The following is a 25,763-nucleotide window of genomic DNA, read 5'->3' as shown; positions in this document are numbered from 1 at the left end:
GATCAGGCGTCGCGGCTGGCCAACCAGTCTTCCAGCCAGCGGATATGATAGTTTCCGCTCACGAAATCCGCTTCCTCAAGCAATTCGAGGAAGATCGGGATCGTGGTTTCAATCCCGCCGACGACCATTTCCTCCAGCGAACGCCGCAGCCGCAAGAGCGCTTCTTCGCGCGTACGACCATGCACAATCAGCTTGCCGATCAGGCTGTCATAATAAGGCGGAATGGCGTAGCCGGCATAGAGGGCGGAATCGAGGCGGACGCCGAGGCCTCCCGGCGCATGGAAATCGCTGACGGTGCCGGGTGAGGGCGCGAAGGTGCGCGCATTCTCGGCATTGATCCGGCACTCGATCGCCCAGCCTTCGAAAGTGACATCGCTCTGTTTGATGTCCAGGGGCTGTCCATCGGCAACGCGAATCTGTTCGCGAACCAGGTCGATACCCGTGATCATCTCGGTGACCGGGTGCTCGACCTGCAGGCGCGTATTCATCTCGATGAAATAGAATTCGCCGTTTTCCCACAGGAATTCGATCGTGCCGACGCCACGATAGCCGATCGCCTCGATCGCACGACGGACGACGTCACCAATCTTCTTGCGGTCTTCGTCATTGAGCGCCGGCGAGGGCGCTTCCTCGAGGATTTTCTGGTGGCGCCGCTGCAAGGAGCAATCGCGCTCGCCCAGATGGACCACATTGCCATGGGTGTCGGCGAGAATCTGGATTTCGATATGGCGCGGGCGACCGAGATATTTCTCGATATAGACCGTGCCGTCGCCAAAGGCCGCAAGCGCTTCGGCAGAGGCCGTCTCCATGGCCTCTTTGAGATTGTCGGCTGTCTCGGCGACTTTCATGCCGCGACCGCCGCCGCCTGACGCCGCCTTGATGAGAACCGGATAGCCGATCTTTTCGGCGACCGGGATGGCGTCTTCATAGGTATCGACGCCGCCATCCGAGCCCGGAACGACCGGAATGCCGGCATCCATGACAGCCTGTTTGGCCGTGATCTTGTCACCCATCATGCGGATGTGCGCTGCTGTCGGGCCGATGAAGGCGAGGCCATGGGCCTCCACGATCTCCGCGAAGCGCGCATTCTCCGACAGGAAGCCATAGCCCGGATGAATTGCCTGGGCGCCGGTGACTTCGGCTGCCGTGATGATGGCGGGAATGTTGAGGTAGGATTTGTTCGCCGGCGGTGGCCCGATGCAGACGCTCTCGTCCGCGAGGCGCACATGCATGGCATTGGCATCGGCTTCCGAGTGCACGGCCACCGTACGGATTCCCATTTCCCGGCAGGCCCGGTGGACGCGAAGGGCAATCTCGCCGCGATTGGCGATCAGGATCTTGTCGAACATGTCGTCGCTCGCCTTGCTGGTCGCGTCAGGACAGGACGAAGAGGGCTTCGCCGTACTCGACCGGCTGGCCGTCCTCGACGAGGAGGTCGGTGATGGTGCCGGCCTTCTCTGCGGTGATCGGGTTGAAGGTCTTCATCGCCTCGATGAGGAGAATGGTGTCGCCTTTTTTCACCTGGTCTCCGACCTTCACGAAATTGGTCGCATCCGGATTCGGCTTGAGATAGGCGGTGCCGACCATCGGCGATTTGACGGCATTGCTGTCATCGACGGGCGCGGCGGCGGCCATTGCCGCCGGAGCCGGTGCGGCAGCCGGTGCCGCCGCTGGCGCAGCGGGAGCGGCGGCAGCGACGCTATGGACAATCGGTGCCGCAGTGAGCTGACGGGCAATTTTCAGGCGCAAGTCGCCGCGCTCGACTTCAATTTCCGACAGGTCGGTTTCACGAAGAATGTCGGCCAGTTCGCGGACGAGCTTCGCGCTGATCGGGGAGCGGGTTCGAGAATCAGAACTCATGATGTCAGGCCTTTGGTTCCGTCAGTTGTCGAGGCAGGTGACAGCCGCATTGATACCCAGCAGGTAGCTCTGCAGTCCCAGACCGGTAATCGATCCGCGAGCCGCAAGGGCAATATAGGAATGGTGCCGGAATGCTTCGCGTGCTGCCGTTTGACTCAAGTGAACTTCGATGACGGGAGGTTCTATAGCGCGAACCGCGTCATGCAAAGCGACCGATGTATGCGTAAATGCAGCGGGGTTGAAAACCACTGCACTCGCGTTGACGTTTGCGTCATGCAGCCAGTCAATGAGCTCGCCCTCATGATTGGACTGACGAAAGAGGATGTCGAAACCCAAGTCACGGGCATGAACAGAGCAAGCCTGTTCAATCTCACCGAGGGTCAGCGCGCCGTAAATTTCCGGCTCGCGCGTACCCAGAAGATTGAGGTTGGGACCGTTGAGAATGTGAATCGGTTGGGTCATGGCCTTGCTTTGCAGCCGCTACGGGATTTACCACGGGTCTAACGAGGGACTCACGGAAAGGCCAGCGAAGACCATGCTGCAGCTGACAGTCAATGGTGAAGGCCGCAAGGTCGAGCCCGGTACCAGTGTCACAGGGCTGGTGACCATCCTTGGCCTGGACGGCCGCAAGATCGCAGTCGAGCGCAATCTGGCCATCGTGCCGCGCTCGCAATATGAGCAGACCGCGCTCGCTGATGGCGACCGGATCGAAATTGTCGCGTTTGTCGGAGGTGGATGAGATGGATGACGCACAGGCCGTGAAGGCCCCGTTCGAGGATACCCCGCTGGTCGTGGCGGGCCGCACCTTCACCTCGCGCCTGATCATCGGCACGGGCAAGTACAAGACCTATGCCCAGAACGCACAGGCGCTGGAGGCTTCCGGGGCCGAGATGATCACCGTCGCAATCCGGCGGGTGAACCTGTCCAATCCGGACGAGCCGCGCCTGGTCGATTTCATTTCGCCGGAGGATTACACCTTTCTGCCCAACACCGCCGGCTGTTTCACCGGTGAGGATGCCGTGCGGACCTTGCGTCTGGCCCGCGAGGCCGGTGGCTGGAATCTGGTGAAACTGGAAGTCCTGTCCGACCCCAAACACCTCTATCCCGACATGGCCGAGACGCTGCGCGCCGCCGAGCTGCTGATCAAGGATGGGTTCGACGTCATGGTCTACTGCTCGGACGACCCGGTTTACGCCAAGAAGCTTGAAGAGATCGGCTGCTGCGCGATCATGCCGCTGGGCGCGCCGATCGGTTCGGGGCTGGGCATCCAGAACCCGGTCAATATCCGTCTGATCATCGAGCAGACCAAGGTGCCGGTCATCGTCGATGCCGGTGTCGGCACGGCGTCTGACGCCACCGTGGCCATGGAGCTGGGCTGTGACGGCGTATTGATGAACACCGCCATCGCCGAAGCCAGGGACCCGATCCGCATGGCTCGCGCGATGCGCCATGCTGTCATCGCTGGTCGGGAAAGCTATCTGGCCGGACGCATGCCCAAGAAGCGCTATGCCGACCCGTCTTCGCCGTTGTCCGGGCTGATCTGATCGGCAGGGCCTGCGCCATGAAGGACGTCTGACCTAGCCCCGCAGGGCTTCGGCGAGGGCCTGATCCAGGGCCATTTCATTGGCGCCGGGAACGACAACGCCATCGACGATGAAGAAGGGCGTGCCGGTCACATTGAGGGCGCGACCCAGGGAGCGGACCTGGTTGATGTGGGCCATGATGGCCGGGTCAGCCATGTCTTCGCGCATTTGCGCGACATTCACGCCGGAAACCGTTGCCAGCTGGTCAATCCGGGCCGCAGGCAGCGGACCGGAGGAATTGACCATGGCCATGTGGAAGGCCGCGTACACGTCCGCACCCTGGCGCAGCGCCGCGAGGGCGGCACGGGCGGCTTCCGTCGAGTCCTCACCGAGGATCGGATATTCCTTGAACAGGACCTGGACCCGATCACCATAGCGTTCGCGCACATCCTCGACCCAGGACGCTGCGACACGGCAGTAGGAGCATTTGTAGTCCATGAATTCGACGATCACGATCTCGGCGTCGTCGGCGCCCAGACGCGGATCACGGGGATCATTGTAGATGGCATCATAATTGGCGGCGACGGCGTCATAGACCGCCTGCATCTCGCGCGCCCGCGCCCGGCGTTGCAGTTCGATCAGCGCTTCTTCGATGATTTCCGGATTTTCCAGGATGTATTCGCGCACCACCTCGCGGACTTCGTCGCGCTCCGGATCTGTCAGCTGGGCGGAAGCGGCCGGCTGCTGGCAGCCGAGCAGGGCGACCGAAGCCGTGAAAATGGCGAACAAGCGATGCATGGGGCAGAACCCTCCCGTGTTTCAACCCTTACCTAGCTGACCGACTGCGCCGGGGCGAGGGTGCTGTCTGTAAAATCCGCGTGTGCCGGCTCAGGCGACCTCGAAAACCCCGTCGACCTCGACCGCTGCGCCCAATGGCAGAACCGGGCAGGACACGGCCGAGCGGGCATGGCGTCCGGCATCGCCGAAGACCTCGACCATCAGGTCGGAGCAGCCATTGATCACCAGCGGTATATCGGTGAAGCCCGGCACGGCCGCGACGAAGCCGCCCAGCTTCACCACTCGTTTGACGCGCGCGAGATCGCCCCCGCAGGCAGTTTTCAGCTGGGCAATCAGATTGATCGCGCACAACCGGGCGGCGGCTTGTCCGGCAGCCACATCCATATCGCTGCCCAACGTGCCCTTCACCAGGCCGTCTGCGCCGATCGAGACCTGGCCGGATATGAAGACCTGGCTGCCGCTCTGCACGAAGGGCACGTAATTGGCGACCGGTGCGACCGGGGCCGGCAGGGTGATTCCAAGTTCGGCGAGACGGGTATCGATGGCAGACATGGCAGGCTCCGGACTGTGTGTTCGCGGCGGAGATTAGCGCCGTATCGGCCCCATGCAATCTGCGTGCTTGACTTGACGCGCACGTCATCCGGCATGCTGTGTCCATGATGACGATGATCCAGGAAGACGAAATCCGATTCGACGCCCGTGACGGCTATTCGCTGTCTGGCCGGATCATCACACCGGACACGCCTCGTGGCGCTGTGCTGATCTCGTCCGGAACCGGGTTTCCAAAAGGGCTTTACCGGCGTCTCGCCCTGGCCGGGGCCGAGGCTGGCTATGCCTGTCTGATCTATGATTATCGCGGAATTGGTGGGTCTGCGCCAAGCCAGATGCGTGGCTTCAAGGCCGATATCGTCGATTGGGGCCGGCTTGACTATGCCGCCGCGCTCGACCGCGCTGCTGACCTGGCGCCAGATCTACCGCTTTTTGCGATCGGCCATTCGGTCGGCGGGCATCTGGTCGGCTTTGCCGACAATGCCACGGCGCCGCTCGCCCACGCCTTCATCACAGTGGGGACGGGGTATTGGGGCGCCCATGATGTGTCCTACCGACCGTCCGCGCTGTTGTTCTGGCTGCTTTACGGGCCTGCCTGCCTGGCCCTGACAGATCATATCCCGGCCGGGGGTATTTGGGGCGGGACAGCCCTGCCGCGCGATGTTTTCCTGCAGTGGCGGCAATGGGCCTCCAAGCCGGATTATTTCGGCCATTATCTCGATCAGCTGACCCCGCACAATTTCGATGCGGTGACAGCGCCGATCCGGTCCTGGACCTTCTCCGATGACCGCCTGTGCGCCCGGCGCTCGGCGGAGGACTTGCTGAAACTCTACCCGAAGGCTCCGTCCGAGCACTTGCGCCTCGATCCAGCCGATATCGGCGCCGAGCGGGTGGATCATCATGGCGCCTTCAAGAAAGAGGCTGCGGCCTTCTGGCCGATGATCTTCAACTGGTTTGATCAGGTTTCGGGGTCGGCTTCGCGCTGAGACCACGCCCCTTCACGACCGCATCGCTGCCGAATCGTTCACGCGCCTTGTCCATGGCGCGTTCCGCTGTGGCCCGGCGGATGGCTTGCGGGTCGAGCAGGTCGCCAGCATCGCCGACGGCATCGCGCAGGCCCGAAAACCCGATCCCGATCAGACGGTACCGGGTTCCGTCAACCTCCTTGTCGAGCAGGTCCCGACCGACCCGGAACAGGGTGTCGGCGAGCTGGCTGGGTTCGCTCAGCGTGCGACGGCGGGTGCGGGTCTTGAATTGCGCTGTCTTGAGCTTGAGCGTGACGACCTGACCGGAAACAGCTTTGGCCTTCATCTGGTCCGCCACTTTCACACTCAGTCGCCAGAGATGTTTTTCCAGCGTGTCACGGTCATCATGGTCGGCATTGAATGTGGTTTCGGACGAGACGCTTTTGCGTTCGCGCTCGGGGGAGACCTGGCGCCGGTCTTCGCCGCGGGACAGGCGCGAGAGATGGTAGCCCATATCGCCATAGCGATCCGCCATGCGCTTGTCGCCCTGCCGACGGATATCGGACAGGGTGCGGATGCCGTCGCGCTCGAGCTTGGCGGCGAAGGCAGGACCGACGCCATAGATCGAGCGCACGGGGCGCGGCGCCAGAAAGTCCAGCGCCTCGGCCTCGCCGATCACCGCAAACCCGTTCGGCTTGTCGAGATCTGACGCCGTCTTGGCGAGGAATTTGTTGAAGGAGAGGCCGACGGAGACCGTGATGCCGACCTCCTCCTCGATCCGTCTTTGCAGGCGTAGCAGGGTGAGTGCGGGCGGCGCACCGTGCAGCCGTGTTGTACCGGTGAGATCAAGAAAGGCCTCGTCGATAGAGAGCGGCTCCACCAGCGGGGTGATGGTCTTCATCATGTCGCGGATGCGATACCCCTCGCGGGTGTATTTGCCGTGCTCGGGTCGGATCACGACCGCGTCCGGGCATGCTTTCAGGGCCTGGAACATGGGCATGGCCGAGTGCACGCCGTACAGGCGCGCGACATAGCAACAGGTCGATACCACACCGCGCTGCTGGCCGCCGATGATGACCGGCTTGTCTTCCAGCGCCGGATTGTCGCGCTTTTCCACCGCAGCAAAAAAGGCATCGCAATCGATATGGGCGATGGAGAGGGTGTTCAGTTCGGCATGGCGCAGCAGCCTGTGACTGCCACAGGCCGGGCAGGCTGCGGTCGCGTCGGGCAGCGCGGCAAGACACGCCCGGCAATAGCCCGGTTCGTTCACAGCGCGGGCTCGGGCGCATCATTCCAGAGCCAGGCGGCCCCGCGCACGCCGGAGGCATCGCCATGCTGGTGGCGGACGATGCGGGTCCGGCAAATGTCGGAGAAGAGCCAGTTGGGCAGACGGTCGGCGACCCGCTCTGGCAGGCCTGGAGCGTTGGACACCCCGCCGCCAAGGACAATGATATCCGGGTCGAGGATATTGGCGACACTCGCCAAGCCGCGGGCCAGCCGGTCCGTATGTCGAGCCATGCTGTCAGCGGCCGCGGAATCGCCGTGTTCAGCGGCGGCAAAAATTTCGCGCGCGCTCAGCGCGCCGCCATGCTGGCGGGCATGAGCGGCGGCAAATCCGGGACCCGAGAGCCAGGTTTCGAGACAGCCCGTCTTGCCACACCAGCAAGTCGGCGGGTCGAGCTCATCATCCTGCGGCCAGGGCAGGGGGTTATGCCCCCATTCACCGGCTATGCCCTGGCAGCCCTCCAGCAATTGCCCGTTGATGACCACACCGCCACCGACGCCCGTCCCCAGGATGACGCCGAAAACCACCTCCCCCTCGCGGCCGGCCCCGTCCACGGCTTCAGAGAGGGCAAAGCAATTGGCATCATTGGCGAGGCGGATCTCCCGGTCGAGGGTCGCGGACAGATCCGCGCCGAAGGGGCGATCGTTGAGCCAGACCGAATTTGCATTGCGCATCAAGCCACTGGCCGGGCTGGTTGAGCCGGGGTGGGCAATCCCGACGCAGGCCGCGCCATGGGCGGCCTCCAGTCCTGCTACAAGCGCGTGGAGTGTCTGGAGTGTTGAATCATAGGTCCTTGGCGTCGCCACACGCTTGCGGGCGAGTTCCCGCCCTTCGCGGTCGAAGAGGCGGGCTTCGATCTTGGTTCCACCGAGGTCGATACCGATTCGATTCATTCTGTTCTTCCTTGCCGCCTGGGATATAGTTTTCCGGCTCTTTTTGTTCTTATCTTGTTCCGGAAAGCCCGGAAAGTCGCCTCTGACTCATGGTTGGTTAAGGAAAGTCGGGTTTAGTACAGGTGGGGTTCAACAAGCACGATAAAATACGTGCAAACAACGGGAAGCGCGTCACCGACATGCTGCAGGTCATGCCCAAAAAGGTCCTGATTGTCGAAGACAACGAGCTCAACATGAAGCTCTTCAACGATCTGCTGGAGGCTCATGGCTATGAGACCCTGCAGACAAAGGATGGCTTCAAGGCGCTTGAAATGGCGCGTGAGCACACGCCTGACCTTATCCTCATGGATATTCAGCTTCCCGAGGTTTCCGGCCTGGAAGTCACCAAATGGCTCAAGGATGATGACAGCTTGTCAGCCATTCCGGTCGTTGCGGTGACCGCCTTCGCGATGAAGGGCGATGAAGAGCGTATTCGCGAAGGCGGATGCGAAGCCTATTTGTCCAAGCCGATCACGGTTGCAACGTTTATTGAGACGGTTCGTCAATTTCTCGACTAGGGGTGGTCGTCGATGAGTGCGCGTATTCTCGTCGTGGATGATCAGGCCGCCAATGTGCGGCTGCTCGAAGCGCGTCTTCAGGCCGAGTATTTCGATGTCTGTACCGCTACCAATGGCGAACAGGCGATCACGGTTGCCAGGGCCGAACAACCTGACCTCATTCTGCTTGATGTCATGATGCCGGTGATGGACGGGTATGAAACCTGTTCCCGCCTCAAGGATGATCCGAGCACGCGACACATTCCTGTCGTCATGGTCACCGCGCTCGATCAGCGCGAAGACCGCATTCGGGGCCTCGAGGCCGGTGCTGACGATTTCCTGACCAAGCCGATCGACGATGTCACCATGTTTGCGCGTGTGCGCAGCTTGCTGCGTCTCAAGGAGGTGTTGGATGAATTGCGCTATCGCGAATCGAATTCAGCCATGTCGGGCCTGTCAGGTGATGTTCAGGATGATGTCGACAACACGTCACGTATTGTCATCGTCAGTACCGATCCGCGGGCGACCGAGCGATACGCGTCCGCCATGCCGACCCAGGCCCAGGTCCGGGAGACCCATGTGCCCGGCGACGCGATCGCGGCTGCGCGCGATCAGGCCGACCTGCTGATCGTGGATCTGACCGCGAATGACTATGACGGGCTCCGCCTGTGTGCCCGGATACGCTCGGATTCCGCGACACGGCAATTGCCGATTCTCGCGATTGTGCGGCCCGACGATGTCCAGCACGCGGTTCGCGCGCTCGACCTGGGTGTGAACGATATTGTCCACCGGCCTGTCGATGCCGGTGAGCTGGCGGCCAGGGCCCGGACGCAATTGCGTCGCAAGCGTTATGCCGACCGCCTCCGCTCGCATCTCGACGAGGGCATGGAGCTGGCCGTCACCGATGCGCTGACCGGGCTCCACAATCGCCGCTACATCTCCTCACGCCTTCGCCAGGCGATGGACAGTGCCAGCAATGGGGGCGCTCCGGTCTCTTTGCTGCTGGCCGATATCGATCACTTCAAGACGATAAACGACACCCACGGCCACGAGGCGGGTGACCAGGTTCTGCGCGATTTCTCGAGCCGCCTGTTGACCGGGCTGCGCGCGCTTGATCTGGCCGCGCGCTATGGCGGTGAGGAATTTGTCGTGGTGATGCCGGGCGCCGGCATGGCCGAGGCAGAGATCGCGGCGGAACGCTTGCGGTCCAGCGTGGCGGGTAGCGATTTCAAGCTGGGTGACGGCAGGAGAGTTCCGGTCACGGTCAGTATTGGCGTTGCGCAGGCCCAGCGCGGGGAAGCGATCGACAGCCTGCTGCGCCGGGCCGATGAGGCGCTCTATGCGGCGAAGAATGCCGGCCGGAATCAAGTTCAGGCCGCGGGCAACGCCGCGGCCTGACAAAACTTGATGGTCGAGCGGGAAAAACCGTTCGGACGGGAAACCCGTCTTACTTGATTTTCGCTTCCTTGAAATCGACGTGCTTGCGTGCGACCGGGTCGTACTTTTTCAGCACGAGCTTCTCGGTCATGGTGCGCGCATTCTTCTTCGTCACGTAGAAGTAACCCGTACCAGCCGTGGAGTTCAGGCGGATCTTGATGGTTGTCGGCTTCGCCATGGCTCTAAATGTCCTGGTGCTTTGAGTGTGCGCGCATTCGGCCCCATGCCGACGCGAGAGCGCGCGAACATACGCACGGCAGCGCCGCTGTCAACTCTTCCCGGCTGTTTGCGATGCACGTCTCCAGACCAGTCCTGCATAGACTGCGGCGATCCCGGCCATCACGATCATCAGCCCGTGCGGTCCCAGCCCGTCCATCGTAATGCCAGACGCGGGTGGCCCGAAAAGCGAGCCGGCGCCATAGGCGAAGATAAAGGCCGCATTGGCCGCCGCGATGCCGCCGCCCGAGAAGCGTTCACCGAGCAAGGCCAGGCCGACGGTGTAGAGCCCGGATGCGACGCCGGCCTGAATGAAGAAGAGCAGCATCATACCCGGCAGGAAGTCGCCGACGGCCCAGATAGCGAGCGGGGTAAGGGCTGCCATGGTGGCAATCCATTTGAGCGTTTCCCGGCGATCGGTCCGGTCCGCGATCCAGCCCAGCGGGATCTGGAAAGCGAGCGCGCCAGCCGCCGCCGCCATCGCCACCATGGAAATGCCGTGCGCGTCGAGGTCGAGCCGATCGCCATAGACCGGTGTCAGGGAGAAGAGGACGGTTTCCAGAGCACCGAAGGCCAGGGCCGCCCCGATCGCCGCCGGAGCGGCCTTGGCGGCGCCCAGTATCGCGCGCGGCGAGGCTTCATCCCTGCCCGGCGCCTGCGCGGCTGGGCCTTGCAGCAGGATAATGGGCAGCGCGCCGATCATGAAGATAAGACCACCGGCGTAAAAGCCGGCATCGCTGACCGCGCCCAGCTGACCGAACAGGAAGGCGCCGATTCCGAAACCGCCGGACAGCACCGTCCCGTATATGCCCAGGATCGTCGCCCGGCGTAGCGGGGTGGCGATCTGGTTGATCCAGGTCTCCGAGACCACGAAGATCACGGTCATGAACGCGCCCATGACAAAGCGAAGAACAAACCAGGCGGGCACATTGTCGAAAACGGGGAAAAGTGCGTGCAGCGCGCCGGCCAGGACGAGGCTGATCACGATCAGCACCCGTCCGGGCATGAGGGAGAGCAAGCGCGGCACGATCGGGGCCATGACAAGCGTTGATGCGGCCGCAGCGGTCCCGTTGAGGCCGACGATCAAACCGGACGAGGTCATGCCTTCCAGGCGCAGCGAGATCAGCGGCATGGAGAGCCCGAACACAATCCCGCACACCGCCGCACAACAGATCGCCGCAATCAGCGAGCGGTTATTGGCGAAACGGGGATCGGTGAGCGGATTGGTCATGCGCTGAGCTATAGCGGCGAGAACCGCAATCGTCTCGCTTGCCTACAGCGGCTCCACCATCATCCGGCCGCGCACGGCCCGCATACAGCGCGGATGCTCAGGGGTCGGGGGCAGGACGCGCTTGAGCTCATCCAGGACGAAGTGGGTGACCATGGGGAGGTCGAGATCCCGGGAGTCGGCGAGAGGCACCCATTGGACATCCTCCAGCTCGCTGCTCGGCTGGGGCGCCCGGTCGTCGAGCAGGGCCGAGGCATCCGTGGTGAAGAACCAGGTATCGAAGCGGCGGGTGCGGCCGGGCGGGGTGATGGCGCGGGTGATGAGTTTGAGCGAGCCGAGATCGGGCGCCGCGCCAGCGTCGCGGAAGGGTGACCAATTGGGGTGGCGGCTGCGCACCGACGCCTCGCGGGCGATCAGCAGCCCGGTTTCCTCGGCGGTCTCACGAATGGCGGCTGTTGCGGCGGCACGCGCGCGGCGCGGGTCCAGCGTGCGGGCCATCAGATCAAGGACGCGGCTGTCCAGGTCACGCGCCAGCGGGGCGGTGCTGTCGGCCCGGTCCACACGGCCACCGGGAAAGACGTATTTATTGGGCATGAAGACATGTCTGGACGAACGTCGTCCCATCAGGACATCCACGCGGTCGCCGTCGCGTCGGGTGAGGATCAGCGAGGCGGCGAGGCGAGGCCGTATCGGTTTGACATCCTTGCGATGATGCTCGTCACTCACCGGCGGCGCCCCTTTTTCCAGGGTTTCCCCGAACGGCGGCCATTCGGCGGTCCGCCGGTGCGACCACGATGGCGGCCCTTTGGCTTTTCGCCTTTCTCCGGTTCGGTCAGCAGATCGAGCAGCAAGCCACCGGTGACAGGCTGGGCTTCGTCAATGCGGACATTGACAGCCATGCCGAGCCGGTAGCGCGAGCCTGTCTGCAATCCGATCAGCGCATGGGCGCTCTCGTCATGCTCGAAGCGTTCCTCACCGAGGCGGGAGATCGGCACCAGCCCGTCTGCTCCGGTTTCGTCGAGACGGACAAAACAGCCAAAGCGGGTCACGCCCGTGATCCGGCCGGGGAATTCCGCCCCGACCTTGTCGGCGAGATAGGCGGCAATGAAGCGATCCACCGCATCCCGTTCGGCGGCCATGGCGCGCCGCTCGGAATGGGTGATGTCCTCGGCGATGACGGTCAGACGGCTGCGCTCGGCATCGGTTTGGCCGTCATCCCCCAAATTGAGAGCCCGGATCAGCGCCCGATGAACGGTAAGGTCGGCATAACGTCGGATCGGCGAGGTGAAATGCCCGTACCGACGCAGGTTGAGCCCGAAATGACCGCGATTATCTGTGTCATAGACCGCTTGTGACTGGCTGCGCAGGACGACCTCATTGATTGTCGCATAATGCTCAGAGGTGACCGCCTGCTTGAGCAATTGGTTGAATCGTCCGGTTTCCACCGAATTGCCGCGCGCCCATTTCATGCCGACGGTTGGCAGAAAGTCGGCGAGGGCATCGATCTTTTCGCGCGAGGGCGGTTCGTGGACGCGATAGATGAGCGGCGCATTCTTCTGTTCCAGACTCTCTGCGGCGCAGACATTGGCCTGGATCATGAATTCCTCGACCAGCTTGTGGGCATCAAAGCGCTGGCGGGTTTCCACGCCGATGACCGTGCCGTCCTGGCCGACCCGGACGCGGCGTTCCGGTGAATCGATTTCGAGCGGTTCGCGGCGATTGCGGGCCTCGCGACACGCGAAATAGGCGCCCCAGAGTGGTTTCAGGACATCGTTGAGCAGAACATTCGCCGGACCGCCATCACCGCCATCAATGGCGGTCTGGGCCTGGGTATAGGAGAGCTTCGCGGCCGAGCGCATCCAGCCCCGCAGGAAGCGGTGTGAGCGCTTATTGCCGGTCTTGTCGAAGACCATGCGGACGGCAAGGCAGGGCCGGTCTTCCTTCTCGCGCAGCGAGCACAAATCATTGGAGAGGCGTTCGGGCAGCATCGGCACGACCCGGTCGGGCAGATAGACCGAATTGCCGCGCTTGAAGGCGCCGCGATCCAGGGCGCCATCGGATTTCACATAGGCGGCGACATCAGCAATCGCGACAATGACCTGCCAGCCTCCCGGATTTTTCGGGTCCTTGTCCGCCTCGGCCCAAATGGCGTCGTCATGGTCCTTGGCGTCATCCGGATCGATCGTGATCAGGGGCAGGGCGCGCAAGTCCTCGCGCTGGCCCTGTTTGGCCACCGGCGCCGTTTCGGCCTCGCGCAATTCGGTTTCGGAGAAACCCTGCGGGACGCCGTGCGAGTAGAGCGCGATGAGACTGCCCGCACCGGGGGCCGAGACATCGCCGATCACTTCGACGATCTCGGCGGTCTTCAGGCCGTGACGGCGTTCGCGAGCGATCTGGCACAGGACCAGATCGCCGTCCTTCGCCTTCTCTGCCTCGCCCTTGGCCGGGACCAGTTCATGGCGTGAGCGCCGGTCCACCGGCTGCAGCCGGAATGGGCCCGATTGCGGCTTGCGCAGGACGCAGAGGAGCTTGTGAGCGCTCTGGCCAAGCTTCTTGATCAGGCGGGCTTCGTAGCTGCCGTCCTCCTGGAGGGCGAGGCGAACCAGGGCCTTGTCGCCAACCCCGATCGCCGGTGTGCCCTTGCCGCCCGCGCCTTCGCCCGGAGCGAGGCGGATGGTCGGTATGGGACCGCCATCCCGGCGGGCCGGTTCGGCGAGCAATTCACCGTCATTGTCGCGGCCACTGATCTCGACCACGCTCACAGCGGGCAGGGCGCCCGGCAGGCGATAGGTTTTGCTGTTGGAGCGCGTGATGGTGCCGTCTTCGACGAGGACGGCGAGGGCATCTTTCAGTGCCCGCTTGGCATCCATGCCCTTCAGGGCCAGAGCCCGTGCCAGTTCACGCTTGGTGAATTCGCCGCCGCCCAGCTTGACGGCTTCGATGACCGCCTCGCGGGTGAGGCCGGCATCAAACTCTGTCTTGCCGGCCATGCGCGCTACTCCGCCTTGGCTTTACTGGCGGCCGTCTTTTTGGCCGCCGGCTTTTTCGCCGGGGCTTTCTTGGTGGTGGTCTTCTTCGCCGCGGTTTTCTTCTTGGCAGGCGCCTTTTTCTTGGCCGGGGCTTTCTTCTTGCCGCCCTTTGCGGCCTTGGCCTCGACCCATTCCATGGCTTGTTCCAGGGTCACGCTTTCCGGATCGGTATCCTTGGGCAGGGTAGCGTTGATCTTCTCGTACTTCACATAGGGACCATAGCGACCCGACATGATCTTGACCGGCTTGCCGTCATGTTCGCCCAGATCCTTGAGGGCCGACGCCGTTGCGCCGCGGCGACCGCCATTGGCACGCTTGTCGGCGATCACCGAAATGGCGCGGTTGACGCCGATCTCGAAGACATCCTCGACCGAGCCGATATTGGCGTAAGTCTTGTCGTGATGAACATAAGGGCCGTAGCGACCGATATTGGCCGTGATCGGCTGACCGTCATCGGGGTGCTCGCCAACCGTGCGCGGCAGATCAATGAGCTTGATCGCCTGTTCTTCGGTCAGGGTGGCGGCCTCCCAGCCCTTGGGAATGGAAGAGCGTTTGGGCTTGTCCTCGCCGTCGAGCTGCATCTGCAGATACCAGCCGAAACGGCCATTCTTGAGCTCGACATCCTTGCCGGTTTCCGGATGAACGCAGATCACCCGATCTCCCTGGACATCATCATCGCCGGGAGGGCTCATCTGTCGGGTGAAGGAACAATCCGGATGGTTTGAGCAGCCGAGGAATGCGCCGAACTTGCCCAGGCGCAGGCTGAGCGTGCCTTCGCCACAGGACGGGCAGAGACGCGGATCCGATCCGTCTTCCTTTTCCGGGAAGATGTGCGGGGCCAGGGCCTCGTTGAGCGCGTCGAGCACGTGGGTGATTCGCAGCTCACCGATCTCGTCCACGGCGGCGCGGAAATCGGTCCAGAAATCACGCAGCAATTGTTTCCAGTCGAGTTCGCCGGCCGAAACCTTGTCGAGCTGGGTCTCCAGCGCTGCGGTGAAATCATATTCCACATAGCGGGCGAAAAAATTCTCCAGGAAGGCGATGACCACACGCCCCTTGTCGAGCGGATGGAAACGGTTCTTCTCCATCTGCACGTAATCGCGATCGCGCAGGACTTGCAGCGTCGAGGCGTAGGTTGAGGGGCGGCCAATGCCGAGCTCTTCCATCCGCTTGACCAGTGAGGCTTCGGTGAAGCGCGGTGGCGGTTGGGTGAAATGCTGGTCAGCCCAGGTCTTGCCGACCTGGGCGCTTGCACCCTGACTCAGCTTGGGCAGACGGTTCTCGCCCTCATCCTCTTCATCATCGCGGCCTTCCTGGTAGAGAGCGAGGAAGCCGTCGAAGAGCTGGACCGTGCCGACCGCGCGCAGGGCTGTCTTGCTGTCGGGCGTGGCGATATCAACGGTTGTGCGCTCGAAGCGGGCGCTTTCCATCTGGCTGGCCACGGCGCGGCGCCAGATGAGCTGGTAGAGGCGGGCCATGTCCGGATCCAGCGACAGCTTTTCGGGCAGGCGCGAGAAGCTGGTCGGGCGGATCGCCTCGTGCGCTTCCTGGGCATTCTTCGCCTTGGTCGAATACATGCGCGGCGCGCCGGGCACATAAAGCGAGCCATGCTCCTTGCCGATCACATCGCGGGCCTGGCTTATGGCCTCCGGCGCCATGGAGACGCCGTCGGTCCGCATATAGGTGATGAGACCGGTGGTCTCACCGCCCAGCGTCACACCTTCATAAAGCTTCTGCGCGGTCTGCATGGTGCGCGTGGCGGAGAAGCCCAGCTTGCGCGCTGCTTCCTGTTGCAGGGTCGAAGTGGTGAAGGGCGGCGGAGGATTGCGCTTGGCCGGCTTGGCCTCGACGCCGGTGATCGACAGGTCGGCCGAATTGATGGCCTCGACGGCGGCATTGGCGCTGGCACGGTCCTTGATCGACAGCTTCTGCAGCTTCTTGCCGTCCAGCGTGACGAGTTTGGCGCGGAAGGGATCGGAATTGGCGGTGATCTCGGCATCGACCGACCAATATTCCTCGGCGCGGAATTTCTCGATGGCCAGTTCGCGATCGCAGATCAGTCGCAGGGCTACCGACTGGACACGGCCGGCAGACCGCGAACCGGGCAGTTTGCGCCACAGGACCGGCGACAGGGTGAAGCCGACCAGATAATCGAGCGCGCGGCGCGCCAAGTAGGCGTTCACCAATTCCATGTCGACCGCACGGGGGTGCGCCATCGCTTCCAGGATGGCCGGCTTGGTAATGGCGTTGAAGGCAACGCGCTGGATGGTCACATCTTTCAGCACGCGGCGCTTTTGCAGCGCTTCCAGCAGGTGCCAGGAAATCGCTTCACCTTCGCGATCCGGGTCAGTGGCAAGGATGAGGCGGTCGGACTCGCGAACCGCGTCGGCGATCGCCTTGACGCGCTTGGCCGAGGCCGTGTCGATCTCCCAGGCCATCTCGAAGTCTTCGTCCGGCTTCACCGAACCGTCCTTGGCCGGCAGGTCGCGGACATGTCCGAAACTCGCCAGAACCGTATAGTCCGAACCGAGGTATTTGTTGATGGTTTTGGCTTTGGCCGGGGATTCTACGACGACAACATTCATCAGTGCTTGGTTCCAGACATGTGGCAGGGACCGCCGGTCAGCGGCCAAGGCGCGCGAAAGTGTTCGAGGCGAAAGGTTGTGTCAACCGACCGGAGGATTCCAGTCCGACGCGCACACGGCCTGCTTCATGCAGGAATTCAGGGCCTATGGCGAGCCGTTCGCCGAGCCGGTCAGCGTCCTGGAGCAACCGCGAAGCAGGGGTGATTCCGTGCGGACAGATCGCGGCAGGCGAGCCGCGCCTCGTCTTCGGTCAGGGCTTCGAACCGGGCCCGCCAGAGTCGGTCACCGCTGATATCGACCGCTCGGGCGGCGGGCTGAGCCGCGTCGAGAGCGCCAGAGAAAATCGCGACTTCGGCGAGCCGGTCATGGGCTGCCCCCGATGTATTGTAGGCGCCAACCTGTATCGACCAGGCGCCGTGAATGAGGCTCGGCTCCGCCCGCCTCGTGGCAGGCGCGGTGGCGGGCGGAAGGGGCTCGGCGCGCATCGCGTCCTCATCGGCGAGGACGACCTGCAGGGCCGGTGGTTGATCGGCGGACCCCATTTCAGTCGGCTCGTCCAGATAAAGCGCGGCGACATCGCGCGCGATCAGGTCCTGCTGGCGTACCGGATTGATACGCGGCGAGGAGAGGGCGGCGAACAGGCGCGTGTCCTGGCGTTGCTCGAGAGTCGCGAAGGCGGCCTCGATCAATTCCTCGGCATGAGCATCACGCGCTGCGGCGGTCGGGCCACCCATGATCACGGTGATCAGGCGGTGATCGCCGCGTTCGGCCGACACAACGACATTGAAGCCGGAGGCGCGAATATAACCGGTCTTGAGGCCGTCTACGCCTCGGACCCGGCCGACCAGCGTATTGTGGTTGCGATAGGTGCGGCCATTCCAGGTGAAGCTCTCTTCGTTGAAATACTCGAAATAGTCGGGGTAGTCGCGATGCAAGGCGATCGCCAGACGGGCCATGTCGCGGGCCGTGGTGGTCTGACGCGAATTGGGCAGGCCCGACGCGTTGCGGAAAATCGTGCCGGTCAGGCCGAGTTCGCTGGCGCGTGTGGTCATCAACTCCCCGAAGCGGGATTCACCGCCGCCCAGGCGTTCGCCCACAGCGACCGCGACATCATTGGCGCTCTTGACCACCAATGCGCGAATAGCGTTTTCAGCGGAAATGGTCTGGCCGGCGCGCAATCCGAGTCGGGATGGCGTCGCATTGGCCGCATTGGCCGAGATGCGTATCTGGTCGTGAAGCCCGATCTCTCCGGTCTCGATCGCTTCGAACAGCATGTAGAGCGTCATCATCTTGGTCAGCGACGCGGGATAGCGCTCGGCTTCGGATCGACGCGAATGCAGGACGACGCCGGTATTCTCTTCCACAACGAAGGCGGCATAACGCGAATTGTTAGCGTGGGCAGGCGCGCTGACCCCGCTGAGAGCGAGGGCGAGGCTGAGAATGAGAAGATGCGCTGTCTTGATCATGACGGGCAGCCTGCCGTTCGCTCATTGCCAGCAGGTTAAGGCTTCGACGGTGACATCAGATATGTTTTGTGCGCTGCACAATAATTCGCTTGACCGGGTCCGCCGGGGTGAGTAGTAATGTTGCGACTGCGAAGAGCATTTGCAGCAAGTGTAGCAACCGGACAGTGACCCGTGATGAGCGACGTCGACAAAATCTCCACCAAACCGCAAGCGGCTGCCGTCAAGGCTACCGCCCCGAGCGCACCGCGTATTGTGTCGCCGAATGTGGTTCCGGTGAAGGCGACCGCGAAAACGACCGCGAAGACGAGCCCGGCCAAGTCGAAGCCCTCGACGAAAGCCAAGAAGGCCGCGCCCAAGCCGTCGACGGTCAAAGCGAAACCCGCACCGTCCAAACCCGCCCCCAAGGCAGCCAAGCCGGCCCCGAAAGCCAAGCCCGCTGCCCGCACCGCAAAGAGCTTTGCCATGAATGACACCATCGAGAGCATGACCGCCGCCAGCAATGAAGCGCTCAAGGACGGTTTCGAGAAGACGCTGAAGTCGGTTACCGAGGCCAGCAATTTCCAGAAAGAGACCGTTGAGGCGCTGATCGCCTCCGCGACCCTGGCTGGCAAGGGCATCGAAACCGCCAATACCAATGCCGCCACCTACGCCAAGTCGGCCATGGAAGACAGCGTTGCCGCGACCAAGAAGTTCGCGTCCGCCAAGTCGGTCCAGGAGATCTTCGAGATCCAGTCCGAGTTCACCAAGTCGGCGATGGAAAACTACCTCGCCGAGGTCAATAAGAGCTCTGAGCTCTTCTCGGACATGTTCAAGAATTCCGTGAAGCCGCTGAACGATCGCGTCGCGGCCGCCATGGAGCTCGCACAAGCTCAGCGCTGAGCGCGTGTGATCTGACGAAATTCAGAATTTTCCTCCCCGACTGGGCCCGGTGATTTGTCACCGGGCCCTTTTTTTGTCGGCGTCGCCTCGTTGAGGCGGGGTGGCCTTGTGGCCGTCTTGGGGCGCACGGCGCGAGCACCGTGCGGCCTGTTGCGTTTCGGCGCCGGTTTTCCGGCTGCATGCGAAACGCTGGTGTCCTCCCCGACCGGGCCCGTGATTGATACGGGGCCATTCCGGCGGCACCCCGTCGCGAGACGGGGACCGCCTTTCTAGGCCGAACGCGGTGAAACGGGAAGCATGAATTTTCGGGGCGTGCTATTCTATTGCCTCGACGGTGCTGTTCACCGTCCCTTTCCAAGTCCGGTACGGATTCCTATCTGTCCCGATGAGTAGCGAAGTAATATTCGAGCACGTTTAAAATATGACCGAACGAAAACAAGATGATACCGGCGTAGAAGAGGAAACTGGCCTCGCGACAAAGACACGCCCGGCAACCAAGAAACCTTCGCTTTACCGTGTTTTGCTACTCAATGATGACTACACGCCAATGGAATTTGTGGTCGAGATTCTCGTCCGTATTTTCCGGAAGTCTCCCGAGGATGCAGCGCGAATCATGCTGCATGTACATCAGAACGGCGTCGGGATGTGTGGCGTGTATACGTATGAGGTTGCCGAGACGAAGGTAGCCCAGGTCATGGACGCCGCACGGCGGGCCCAACACCCGCTGCAGTGCACAATGGAAAAGGAATAGAGTGGTGCCCTCATTCTCTTCAGATCTCGAAGACAGCCTGCACCGCGCTCTGGGCTACGCCAATGAGCGTGGGCATGAATTTGCCACCCTGGAGCATCTCCTTCTTGCTCTGGTTGACGACCAGGACGGCGCGGCGGTCATGAAAGCCTGCGACGTCGATCTCGACGAATTGCGCGCGACCCTTACCGAGTATGTCGACAATGAATTGTCGGAGCTCGTCGTCGATGACGAGGAAGATGCCAAGCCGACCGCCGGCTTCCAGCGGGTGATCCAGCGCGCCGTGATCCACGTCCAGAATGCCGGGCGTGAGGAAGTGACCGGCGCCAATGTGCTGGTCGCGCTTTTCGCGGAACGCGAGAGCCACGCAGCCTATTTCCTCGCCGAGCGCGACATGACCCGTTACGACGCCGTGAATTTCATCTCGCACGGAATCGGACGCAAGCCGGGCGCGACCGAAGAACGCGCCGTCCGCGGCGCCGAACCGGCTGAGGAACCTCAAAAGGATGGCGATGCGCTGACGGCCTATACCGTCAATCTCAACGAGAAGGCCCGAAATGGCGGCGTCGATCCGCTGATCGGTCGTGATGCGGAAGTCGAACGCTGCGTCCAGGTCCTGTGCCGCCGCCGGAAGAACAACCCCTTGCTGGTTGGTGATCCGGGCGTTGGCAAGACGGCCATCGCGGAAGGTATCGCCCGCAAGATCATCGAGGACCAGGTCCCGGATGTGCTGGCAGGGGCCACGATCTATTCGCTCGACATGGGTTCGTTGCTCGCGGGAACCCGCTATCGCGGTGATTTCGAGGAGCGTGTGAAGCAGGTCGTCAAGGAACTCGAGGAAAAGGACAATGCTGTCCTCTTTATCGACGAAATCCACACCGTGATCGGTGCCGGCGCAACGTCGGGCGGGGCGATGGACGCGTCCAACCTGCTCAAGCCCGCCCTGCAATCGGGTGGTCTGCGTTGCATGGGGTCGACGACCTACAAGGAATACCGTCAGCACTTCGAGAAGGACCGGGCCCTCGTTCGCCGCTTCCAGAAGATTGATGTTGCCGAGCCGTCCGTTCCGGATGCCATCAAGATCCTGCAGGGTCTGAAGACCTATTTCGAGGACTTCCATGATGTGCGCTTCACCAATGACGCGCTGAAATCGGCGGTCGAGCTGTCGTCGCGCTATATGGGCGACCGCAAACTGCCCGACAAGGCGATCGACGTTATCGACGAGGCCGGGGCGCAGATGCGGCTCCAGCCGGTATCCAAGCGCAAGAAGACGATTGGCGTGAAAGAGGTCGAGGGCGTGGTCGCCACGATGGCTCGCATCCCGCCGAAAACCGTGTCCAAGGATGACGAGCAATCGCTCCGGACGCTCGAGACCGATCTGAAGCACACCGTGTTCGGGCAGGACGAGGCGATTGACCAGCTGGCAACGGCCATCAAGCTGTCTCGAGCCGGCCTGCGCGAGCCCGACAAGCCGATCGGCTGCTATCTCTTCTCCGGCCCCACCGGTGTCGGCAAGACCGAGGTGACCAAGCAGCTGGCCGATACAATGGGTATCGAATTGCAGCGTTTCGACATGTCGGAATACATGGAGCGTCACGCCGTCTCGCGTCTGATCGGGGCGCCTCCCGGTTATGTCGGGTTCGACCAGGGCGGTCTTCTGACCGACGGGGTCGATCAGCACCCGCACTCGGTGTTGCTGCTTGACGAGATCGAGAAAGCACACCCGGACCTGTTCAATATCCTCCTGCAGGTGATGGACAATGGCACGCTCACCGATACCAATGGCAAGAAGGTCGATTTCCGCAATGTCATCCTGGTGATGACGACCAATGCGGGCGCGTCGGACGCGCAAAAGGAATCGATCGGATTTGGCCGAGGCAAGAAGACGGACGAGGCGGACAAGGCGGTCGAACGCCTGTTTACACCGGAATTCCGCAACCGGCTGGATGCGGTCATTCCGTTCGCACCGCTGTCCCCGGACTCGATCGGTCGCGTGGTCGAGAAATTCGTCCTGCAGCTGGAAGCCCAGCTCATTGATCGTGGTGTTACTTTCGAGCTGACCGCTGACGCCACCGCATGGCTGGCCGAGCGCGGCTATGACAGTCGTTTCGGTGCCCGCCCGCTGGCCCGTGTCATCCAGGAGCACATCAAGAAGCCCCTGGCGGATCAGATATTGTTCGGGGAGCTCAAGAAAGGTGGCCTGGTGAAAGTCGATGTGGATGAGGCGGATGGTGATCGCCTTGACTTCCACATCACGCCTGGCGACCGGCTCCTGCCACGCAATGCGAAGAAAAAGGACAAGAAGGAAGAGGTCTGACCCAGGCCAACTCTTTGTCCGAACGAGAAACGGCGTCCCGCGGGGCGCCGTTTTTTTGTTGGCCAGCGTTTTCCGCTGCGACCTCAGTGCCTTGTCGTTTAGATGGACATGTCTCGTAAAACAACTATAAATGGTCATCCCTGACTTGGGCTTTGGGAGGTTGTTTGTGGCTGGCGCTGATGATGGAATTGAAAACGTCCTCGTAGCACCAATCGGATCGATGATCCGGCAGGTCGGTGCGGCTGTCGCCGATGCCCAGACCTCCATGCATCGCGCTTTTCTCGAACTCCAGGAAAACCAAAGCGACGAGATGCGGGCTTTGGGTATCACGCCGTCCTGGTACGAGCTTTCGCAGATCGATGTGGAGCTGAAGCTGGCGCTCCACATGGAAACAGAGGCGCGCCCGGGCCGAACGAAGGGGTTTCGATTGCTGGCGGCCTCCCACAACGCGCAGTATCAGAACGCATTCAGCTTCAAGGCCGACGGGGCCAGCACATTGAAGATGCGCCTCTCTTCCGCGCCGCCGCCCGCCAACCTTCAGCGGGACACACAGGCGATGACAATCCGTGAGCTCCGCCGATTGCGCCAGATGAAGATCGAATCCGACAAGGTGACCGCCAAGATCGAGGCGGATGCGGCCGGAGACGACGACTAGCGTAACAGGCTTCCCCGCGTTGAAGGTCGGTCCGGAGTCAATTATTGTTCAGACCGCGCCCGGCCAGGCCGTCGCGAATCTGGTGTCACTGGAGGCGTTCGGTGGGCCCGGGTCCACGACCGAAACTGGCTCGACTATTCCGCGGCCAAATCGCAGGGCGCGGGCACCCGGTCGGCATTGTCGGCCTGGCGGCGGTATTGCCGGGGTGTCATCCCTTCACTTTCCTTGAAGGCCCGGTTGAACGGTCCGATCGAGGCGAAGCCGCTGTCGAGTGCAATGTCCAGGATACTGGTCTCACGGCAGGACGGATCACGCAGGCACGCCTTGGCGTGATCGATCCGGTAGCGATTGACGAAGCGATTGAAATTGCGTTCGCCGAGACCCGCGGTAATGGAGCGGCTGATCCGGTAATCCGGTTCACGCAGGCGCCGGGCGAGGCTGGCGACCTTGAGGTCCGGATCAAGATAGAGGGCGTCCCGCTCGACCTGGTTACGGACCCATTCGCCCAGTGCGCGTTCGTCATCACTCGGGGCAGCGGGCAGCGCGACCGCGTCTGCCGGCATTGCCGGGATGGGGTGACGTGTGCGCCAGATTACGCCGAATCCGGCGACAAAAAAGATCGAGGCGCCACACACGGCCTGCATGAGGGCGATACTGGCTTCGCTGAAACGCGTGCTGTCGCCATGGTCCAGCAGGGCCACGCAGATACTGACACAGACGCCATAAGACGTCAGGAAACCTATGCGCAACCGACGGTTTGTCCGTGACTCGGCCTGCTTCCAGCCGCGCAGGCCTTCCCAGAAAGCAAGCACGAGGACGGTCGATGAGAGCATGACCTGGAAGCTGCTGGATGCGGCGAGCGTTCCGTCCAGTCCAGACTGGCCAATGACGCGTTCCGCCGACAGCGCGGTCAGGGTCTGATTGAAGATGGCGGGGCTGAATATCCCGCCGACCAGCAAGGCGTGAGGCCAGCCAAAACCGACATCGGGGCGAAAGAGGCCGCGCGCGACCAGCCAGAAACAGCTGCAGCTGGCGCAGCCGGCGATCGCCAGGGCCGGGGTGAGGGCGCCCGTCGCGTCGCCATAGACATCGCGGATCATTACGGCGGCGAGGCCGGCGCAGAATACCGCCCAGGCGATTTGCAACCCGCTGCGCTTGTGCAGCGAGAGGATAAAAAGGATCGAGGCGATCCCGCCTGCTCCCACGATGAGCTTGATGGCGTTCGCAATGTCGAGCATCCGATGCGCCTCCCTGTGTTCCGCGTCTGCGCCTCTGAGATGGGTGTCGCATATTTCGGGCCAGGATCAACCTGCCTGAATTCGATAAAACCGGATTTGCCGATTTTGAAATCGGCAAGACGGGCATGGATCTGTGTGGTCGAGAGGTCGAGGCGGCGAGTTGAACGCGCGCCTTCAGGACTGTGAAAAGGGTTCGACCATGTCTGACACATCTGCCGCACCGGTTCGGCGACACGGCAATTTACCGCAACAATTCCTGCAGGGAAGCGGCGTCCTCTGGTTCATCATTGCGGCGATCGGCCAATGGATGTTCGTCGTTTACATCCTCGGTGCCTATATTCCGCGAACGCTGGGCGGCAGTTTCGAACGCTGGAATGAAACCGGCCTGATTGACGGTTATGTCCAGAATGATGCGCTCGGGAATTTCGGTTTTATTTCTCACGTTCTGCTCGCAGCCTTCGTCAGTGCGGCGGGCGTGATCCAGCTCTTGCCGATGATCCGGCGCAGGTTTCCGACCTTTCATCGTTGGAATGGTCGCGCCTACATGTCCGTCGCCGTCTTTCTGGCAGTCGGTGGCATCATCCTGGTCTGGGTGCGCGGCACGCGGATGAATGACTGGGCCGCGCTCGGCACGACACTGGATGGTGTTCTGATCGTGGTCACCGCCGCCTTCACGCTGCGCCATGCGATGGCGCGCCGGATTGATCTGCATCGTCGCTGGGCCATGCGCCTCTTCCTGGTGGTGAATGGAGTCTGGTTCGTCCGGGTCTTCTACATGGCCTGGGCCATTGCAAGCGGTGGGGCGGGCATGCACCGGACGATGGACGGCCCGACCGATATACTAGTGCCGTATTTGGCCTTCCTCGTACCGCTTGCCCTGCTGGAGGCCTATCAGAAAGCCCGGGAATCGCGGTCGTCAGCCTTCAAGCTGGGGGTAGCCGGTCTGATCCTGGCCGGTGCCGGCGTCACGGCCCTGGGCCTGTTCGGTGCCTGGATGATGATGTGGTCGCCGAACATCCTGATTTTCGGCTAGGGTGTTGGTGCGGACCGGCGATCGCGGACATACAGGCAGACGGCGAGGTGGAGCAGCCAGCTGGCGAGACCCAGCATGGCTGTCCCCGCCGCCAGTCGCGTGTCCGCATCAAAACGCTGGCCGAGACCAAAGACGACCGCGATCAGGCCCAGAGCCGTCAGGCCGTGCCAGCGGAGCGGCGACCAGATTGTGCGGGCCGGCGGAAGGCCGACGGCGGCAGTCGGCGCCGCAAGCCGGTTTTGCATTGCTTCGCTCGACAGGTCGAAGCTCGTCGCCAGGGCCTTCACGGCTTCCAGGCTGGCGGGGCGACCGCTCTCGATACGCTGTATCGTGCGTTCGCTGAGATCGCTGATCCGGGCCAGCTCGGCCTGTGACCAGCCCTTCGCCTGTCTGAGGGCCTTCAAACTCATCTATCTGCTCTCGGTTTCGTCGCCAGCAAGGTTCAGTTTGGCCACATGATAGCGGTCCATCCGCAACGGCACCACGACATGAGCCCGACATCGCCGGAAATTTGAGGGTGCGC

25 protein-coding genes are annotated in these 25,763 nt (G+C 62.5%); 10 read left to right on the top strand and 15 right to left on the bottom strand.

The annotated features are described in order from the left end of the window. Positions 1-2: 2 nt before the first annotated feature. Genes accC through aroQ form a run of 3 tightly spaced genes read right to left on the bottom strand, consistent with a single transcriptional unit; the run spans position 3 to position 2,322 of the window. Positions 3-1,349, bottom strand: coding sequence for an acetyl-CoA carboxylase biotin carboxylase subunit (accC, locus tag JXQ94_RS07550; RefSeq protein WP_295691367.1), 1,347 nt, complete (start codon positions 1,347-1,349; stop codon positions 3-5). 25 nt (positions 1,350-1,374) lie between these two features. Next, the gene (gene accB / locus JXQ94_RS07545) at positions 1,375-1,860 is read right to left on the bottom strand and encodes an acetyl-CoA carboxylase biotin carboxyl carrier protein (RefSeq protein WP_295691366.1); all 486 of its coding nucleotides are present in this window, start codon (positions 1,858-1,860) and stop codon (positions 1,375-1,377) included. A 21-nt stretch (positions 1,861-1,881) separates the two neighbouring features. After that, the gene (aroQ, locus tag JXQ94_RS07540; RefSeq protein ID WP_421923154.1) at positions 1,882-2,322 is read right to left on the bottom strand and encodes a type II 3-dehydroquinate dehydratase; all 441 of its coding nucleotides are present in this window, start codon (positions 2,320-2,322) and stop codon (positions 1,882-1,884) included. Positions 2,323-2,398: 76 nt separating this feature from the next. On the opposite strand from aroQ, the gene thiS reads away from it, so the two are divergent. Both thiS and JXQ94_RS07530 read left to right on the top strand, forming a co-directional pair. Continuing rightward, positions 2,399-2,599: a sulfur carrier protein ThiS gene (gene thiS / locus JXQ94_RS07535; protein WP_421923175.1), complete on the top strand. Its 201-nt coding sequence runs from the start codon at positions 2,399-2,401 to the stop codon at positions 2,597-2,599. A 1-nt stretch (position 2,600) separates the two neighbouring features. Then, positions 2,601-3,404, top strand: coding sequence for a thiazole synthase (locus JXQ94_RS07530; RefSeq protein ID WP_421923153.1), 804 nt, complete (start codon positions 2,601-2,603; stop codon positions 3,402-3,404). Between the two features lie 33 nt (positions 3,405-3,437). On the opposite strand, the gene JXQ94_RS07525 is transcribed toward JXQ94_RS07530, so the two are convergent. Together JXQ94_RS07525 and JXQ94_RS07520 are read right to left on the bottom strand one after the other, a co-directional pair. Continuing rightward, positions 3,438-4,181 carry a DsbA family protein gene (locus JXQ94_RS07525; RefSeq protein WP_421923152.1) on the bottom strand — a complete coding sequence of 248 codons (744 nt, stop codon included), beginning with the start codon at positions 4,179-4,181 and terminating at the stop codon, positions 3,438-3,440. Positions 4,182-4,271: 90 nt separating this feature from the next. Continuing rightward, positions 4,272-4,733, bottom strand: coding sequence for a RidA family protein (locus JXQ94_RS07520; RefSeq protein WP_421923151.1), 462 nt, complete (start codon positions 4,731-4,733; stop codon positions 4,272-4,274). Positions 4,734-4,837: 104 nt separating this feature from the next. Here JXQ94_RS07520 and JXQ94_RS07515 point away from each other — a divergent pair, with 104 nt between their 5' ends. Next, positions 4,838-5,716 carry a serine aminopeptidase domain-containing protein gene (locus JXQ94_RS07515; RefSeq protein ID WP_421923150.1) on the top strand — a complete coding sequence of 293 codons (879 nt, stop codon included), beginning with the start codon at positions 4,838-4,840 and terminating at the stop codon, positions 5,714-5,716. Here the strand turns inward: JXQ94_RS07515 and JXQ94_RS07510 are convergent. Further along, positions 5,676-6,965, bottom strand: a complete 1,290-nt coding sequence (locus tag JXQ94_RS07510) for a DNA polymerase IV (RefSeq protein ID WP_421923149.1) — start codon at positions 6,963-6,965, stop codon at positions 5,676-5,678. The genes JXQ94_RS07515 and JXQ94_RS07510 overlap by 41 nt on opposite strands. After that, complete coding sequence (locus JXQ94_RS07505) at positions 6,962-7,873, bottom strand: ROK family protein (protein ID WP_421923148.1); 912 nt, start codon at positions 7,871-7,873, stop codon at positions 6,962-6,964. The genes JXQ94_RS07510 and JXQ94_RS07505 overlap by 4 nt, the downstream gene beginning before the upstream one ends. A 191-nt stretch (positions 7,874-8,064) precedes the next feature. On the opposite strand from JXQ94_RS07505, the gene JXQ94_RS07500 reads away from it, so the two are divergent. Together JXQ94_RS07500 and JXQ94_RS07495 are read left to right on the top strand one after the other, a co-directional pair. Further along, positions 8,065-8,430 carry a response regulator gene (locus JXQ94_RS07500; protein ID WP_143743039.1) on the top strand — a complete coding sequence of 122 codons (366 nt, stop codon included), beginning with the start codon at positions 8,065-8,067 and terminating at the stop codon, positions 8,428-8,430. A gap of 12 nt (positions 8,431-8,442) precedes the next feature. Continuing rightward, positions 8,443-9,807 (top strand): PleD family two-component system response regulator, encoded by a 1,365-nt coding sequence (locus tag JXQ94_RS07495; protein ID WP_421923147.1) that lies wholly within the window; start codon positions 8,443-8,445, stop codon positions 9,805-9,807. Between the two features lie 49 nt (positions 9,808-9,856). Here JXQ94_RS07495 and rpmG read toward each other — a convergent pair whose 3' ends face one another. From rpmG to JXQ94_RS07465, 6 genes are all read right to left on the bottom strand, one after another. Next, positions 9,857-10,024, bottom strand: a complete 168-nt coding sequence (rpmG, locus tag JXQ94_RS07490) for a 50S ribosomal protein L33 (protein ID WP_011643217.1) — start codon at positions 10,022-10,024, stop codon at positions 9,857-9,859. 90 nt (positions 10,025-10,114) lie between these two features. Beyond that, complete coding sequence (locus JXQ94_RS07485; RefSeq protein WP_421923146.1) at positions 10,115-11,293, bottom strand: MFS transporter; 1,179 nt, start codon at positions 11,291-11,293, stop codon at positions 10,115-10,117. A gap of 42 nt (positions 11,294-11,335) precedes the next feature. Continuing rightward, positions 11,336-12,016: an NUDIX hydrolase gene (locus JXQ94_RS07480; protein ID WP_421923145.1), complete on the bottom strand. Its 681-nt coding sequence runs from the start codon at positions 12,014-12,016 to the stop codon at positions 11,336-11,338. Then, a complete protein-coding gene (gene rnr, locus JXQ94_RS07475) occupies positions 12,013-14,280 on the bottom strand; it encodes a ribonuclease R (RefSeq protein WP_421923144.1) in 2,268 nt (755 codons plus the stop codon). The genes JXQ94_RS07480 and rnr overlap by 4 nt, the downstream gene beginning before the upstream one ends. Positions 14,281-14,285: 5 nt before the next feature. Continuing rightward, positions 14,286-16,904, bottom strand: coding sequence for a type I DNA topoisomerase (gene topA, locus JXQ94_RS07470; protein ID WP_421923143.1), 2,619 nt, complete (start codon positions 16,902-16,904; stop codon positions 14,286-14,288). Between the two features lie 170 nt (positions 16,905-17,074). Continuing rightward, positions 17,075-18,370 (bottom strand): D-alanyl-D-alanine carboxypeptidase, encoded by a 1,296-nt coding sequence (locus JXQ94_RS07465; protein WP_421923142.1) that lies wholly within the window; start codon positions 18,368-18,370, stop codon positions 17,075-17,077. Between the two features lie 174 nt (positions 18,371-18,544). Here JXQ94_RS07465 and JXQ94_RS07460 point away from each other — a divergent pair, with 174 nt between their 5' ends. From JXQ94_RS07460 to JXQ94_RS07445, 4 genes are all read left to right on the top strand, one after another. After that, complete coding sequence (locus tag JXQ94_RS07460; RefSeq protein ID WP_421923141.1) at positions 18,545-19,249, top strand: phasin family protein; 705 nt, start codon at positions 18,545-18,547, stop codon at positions 19,247-19,249. Between the two features lie 421 nt (positions 19,250-19,670). Further along, a complete protein-coding gene (gene clpS, locus JXQ94_RS07455; RefSeq protein WP_295692544.1) occupies positions 19,671-20,000 on the top strand; it encodes an ATP-dependent Clp protease adapter ClpS in 330 nt (109 codons plus the stop codon). 4 nt (positions 20,001-20,004) lie between these two features. Beyond that, positions 20,005-22,314, top strand: a complete 2,310-nt coding sequence (gene clpA / locus JXQ94_RS07450; protein ID WP_421923140.1) for an ATP-dependent Clp protease ATP-binding subunit ClpA — start codon at positions 20,005-20,007, stop codon at positions 22,312-22,314. A gap of 220 nt (positions 22,315-22,534) precedes the next feature. Then, positions 22,535-22,969 carry a hypothetical protein gene (locus tag JXQ94_RS07445; RefSeq protein WP_421923139.1) on the top strand — a complete coding sequence of 145 codons (435 nt, stop codon included), beginning with the start codon at positions 22,535-22,537 and terminating at the stop codon, positions 22,967-22,969. Positions 22,970-23,103: 134 nt separating this feature from the next. Here the strand turns inward: JXQ94_RS07445 and JXQ94_RS07440 are convergent, their stop codons facing one another. Beyond that, positions 23,104-24,207: a helix-turn-helix domain-containing protein gene (locus JXQ94_RS07440; protein ID WP_421923138.1), complete on the bottom strand. Its 1,104-nt coding sequence runs from the start codon at positions 24,205-24,207 to the stop codon at positions 23,104-23,106. 199 nt (positions 24,208-24,406) lie between these two features. On the opposite strand from JXQ94_RS07440, the gene JXQ94_RS07435 reads away from it, so the two are divergent. Further along, positions 24,407-25,240, top strand: a complete 834-nt coding sequence (locus JXQ94_RS07435) for a DUF2306 domain-containing protein (RefSeq protein ID WP_421923137.1) — start codon at positions 24,407-24,409, stop codon at positions 25,238-25,240. Here the strand turns inward: JXQ94_RS07435 and JXQ94_RS07430 are convergent. Further along, a complete protein-coding gene (locus JXQ94_RS07430; RefSeq protein ID WP_421923136.1) occupies positions 25,237-25,650 on the bottom strand; it encodes a helix-turn-helix transcriptional regulator in 414 nt (137 codons plus the stop codon). The genes JXQ94_RS07435 and JXQ94_RS07430 overlap by 4 nt on opposite strands. Positions 25,651-25,763: the final 113 nt, after the last annotated feature.

This window comes from Maricaulis maris (genome assembly GCF_049116555.1).
GTDB lineage: Bacteria > Pseudomonadota > Alphaproteobacteria > Caulobacterales > Maricaulaceae > Maricaulis > Maricaulis maris_C.
This window is presented reverse-complemented; position numbering and strand designations above follow the sequence as displayed.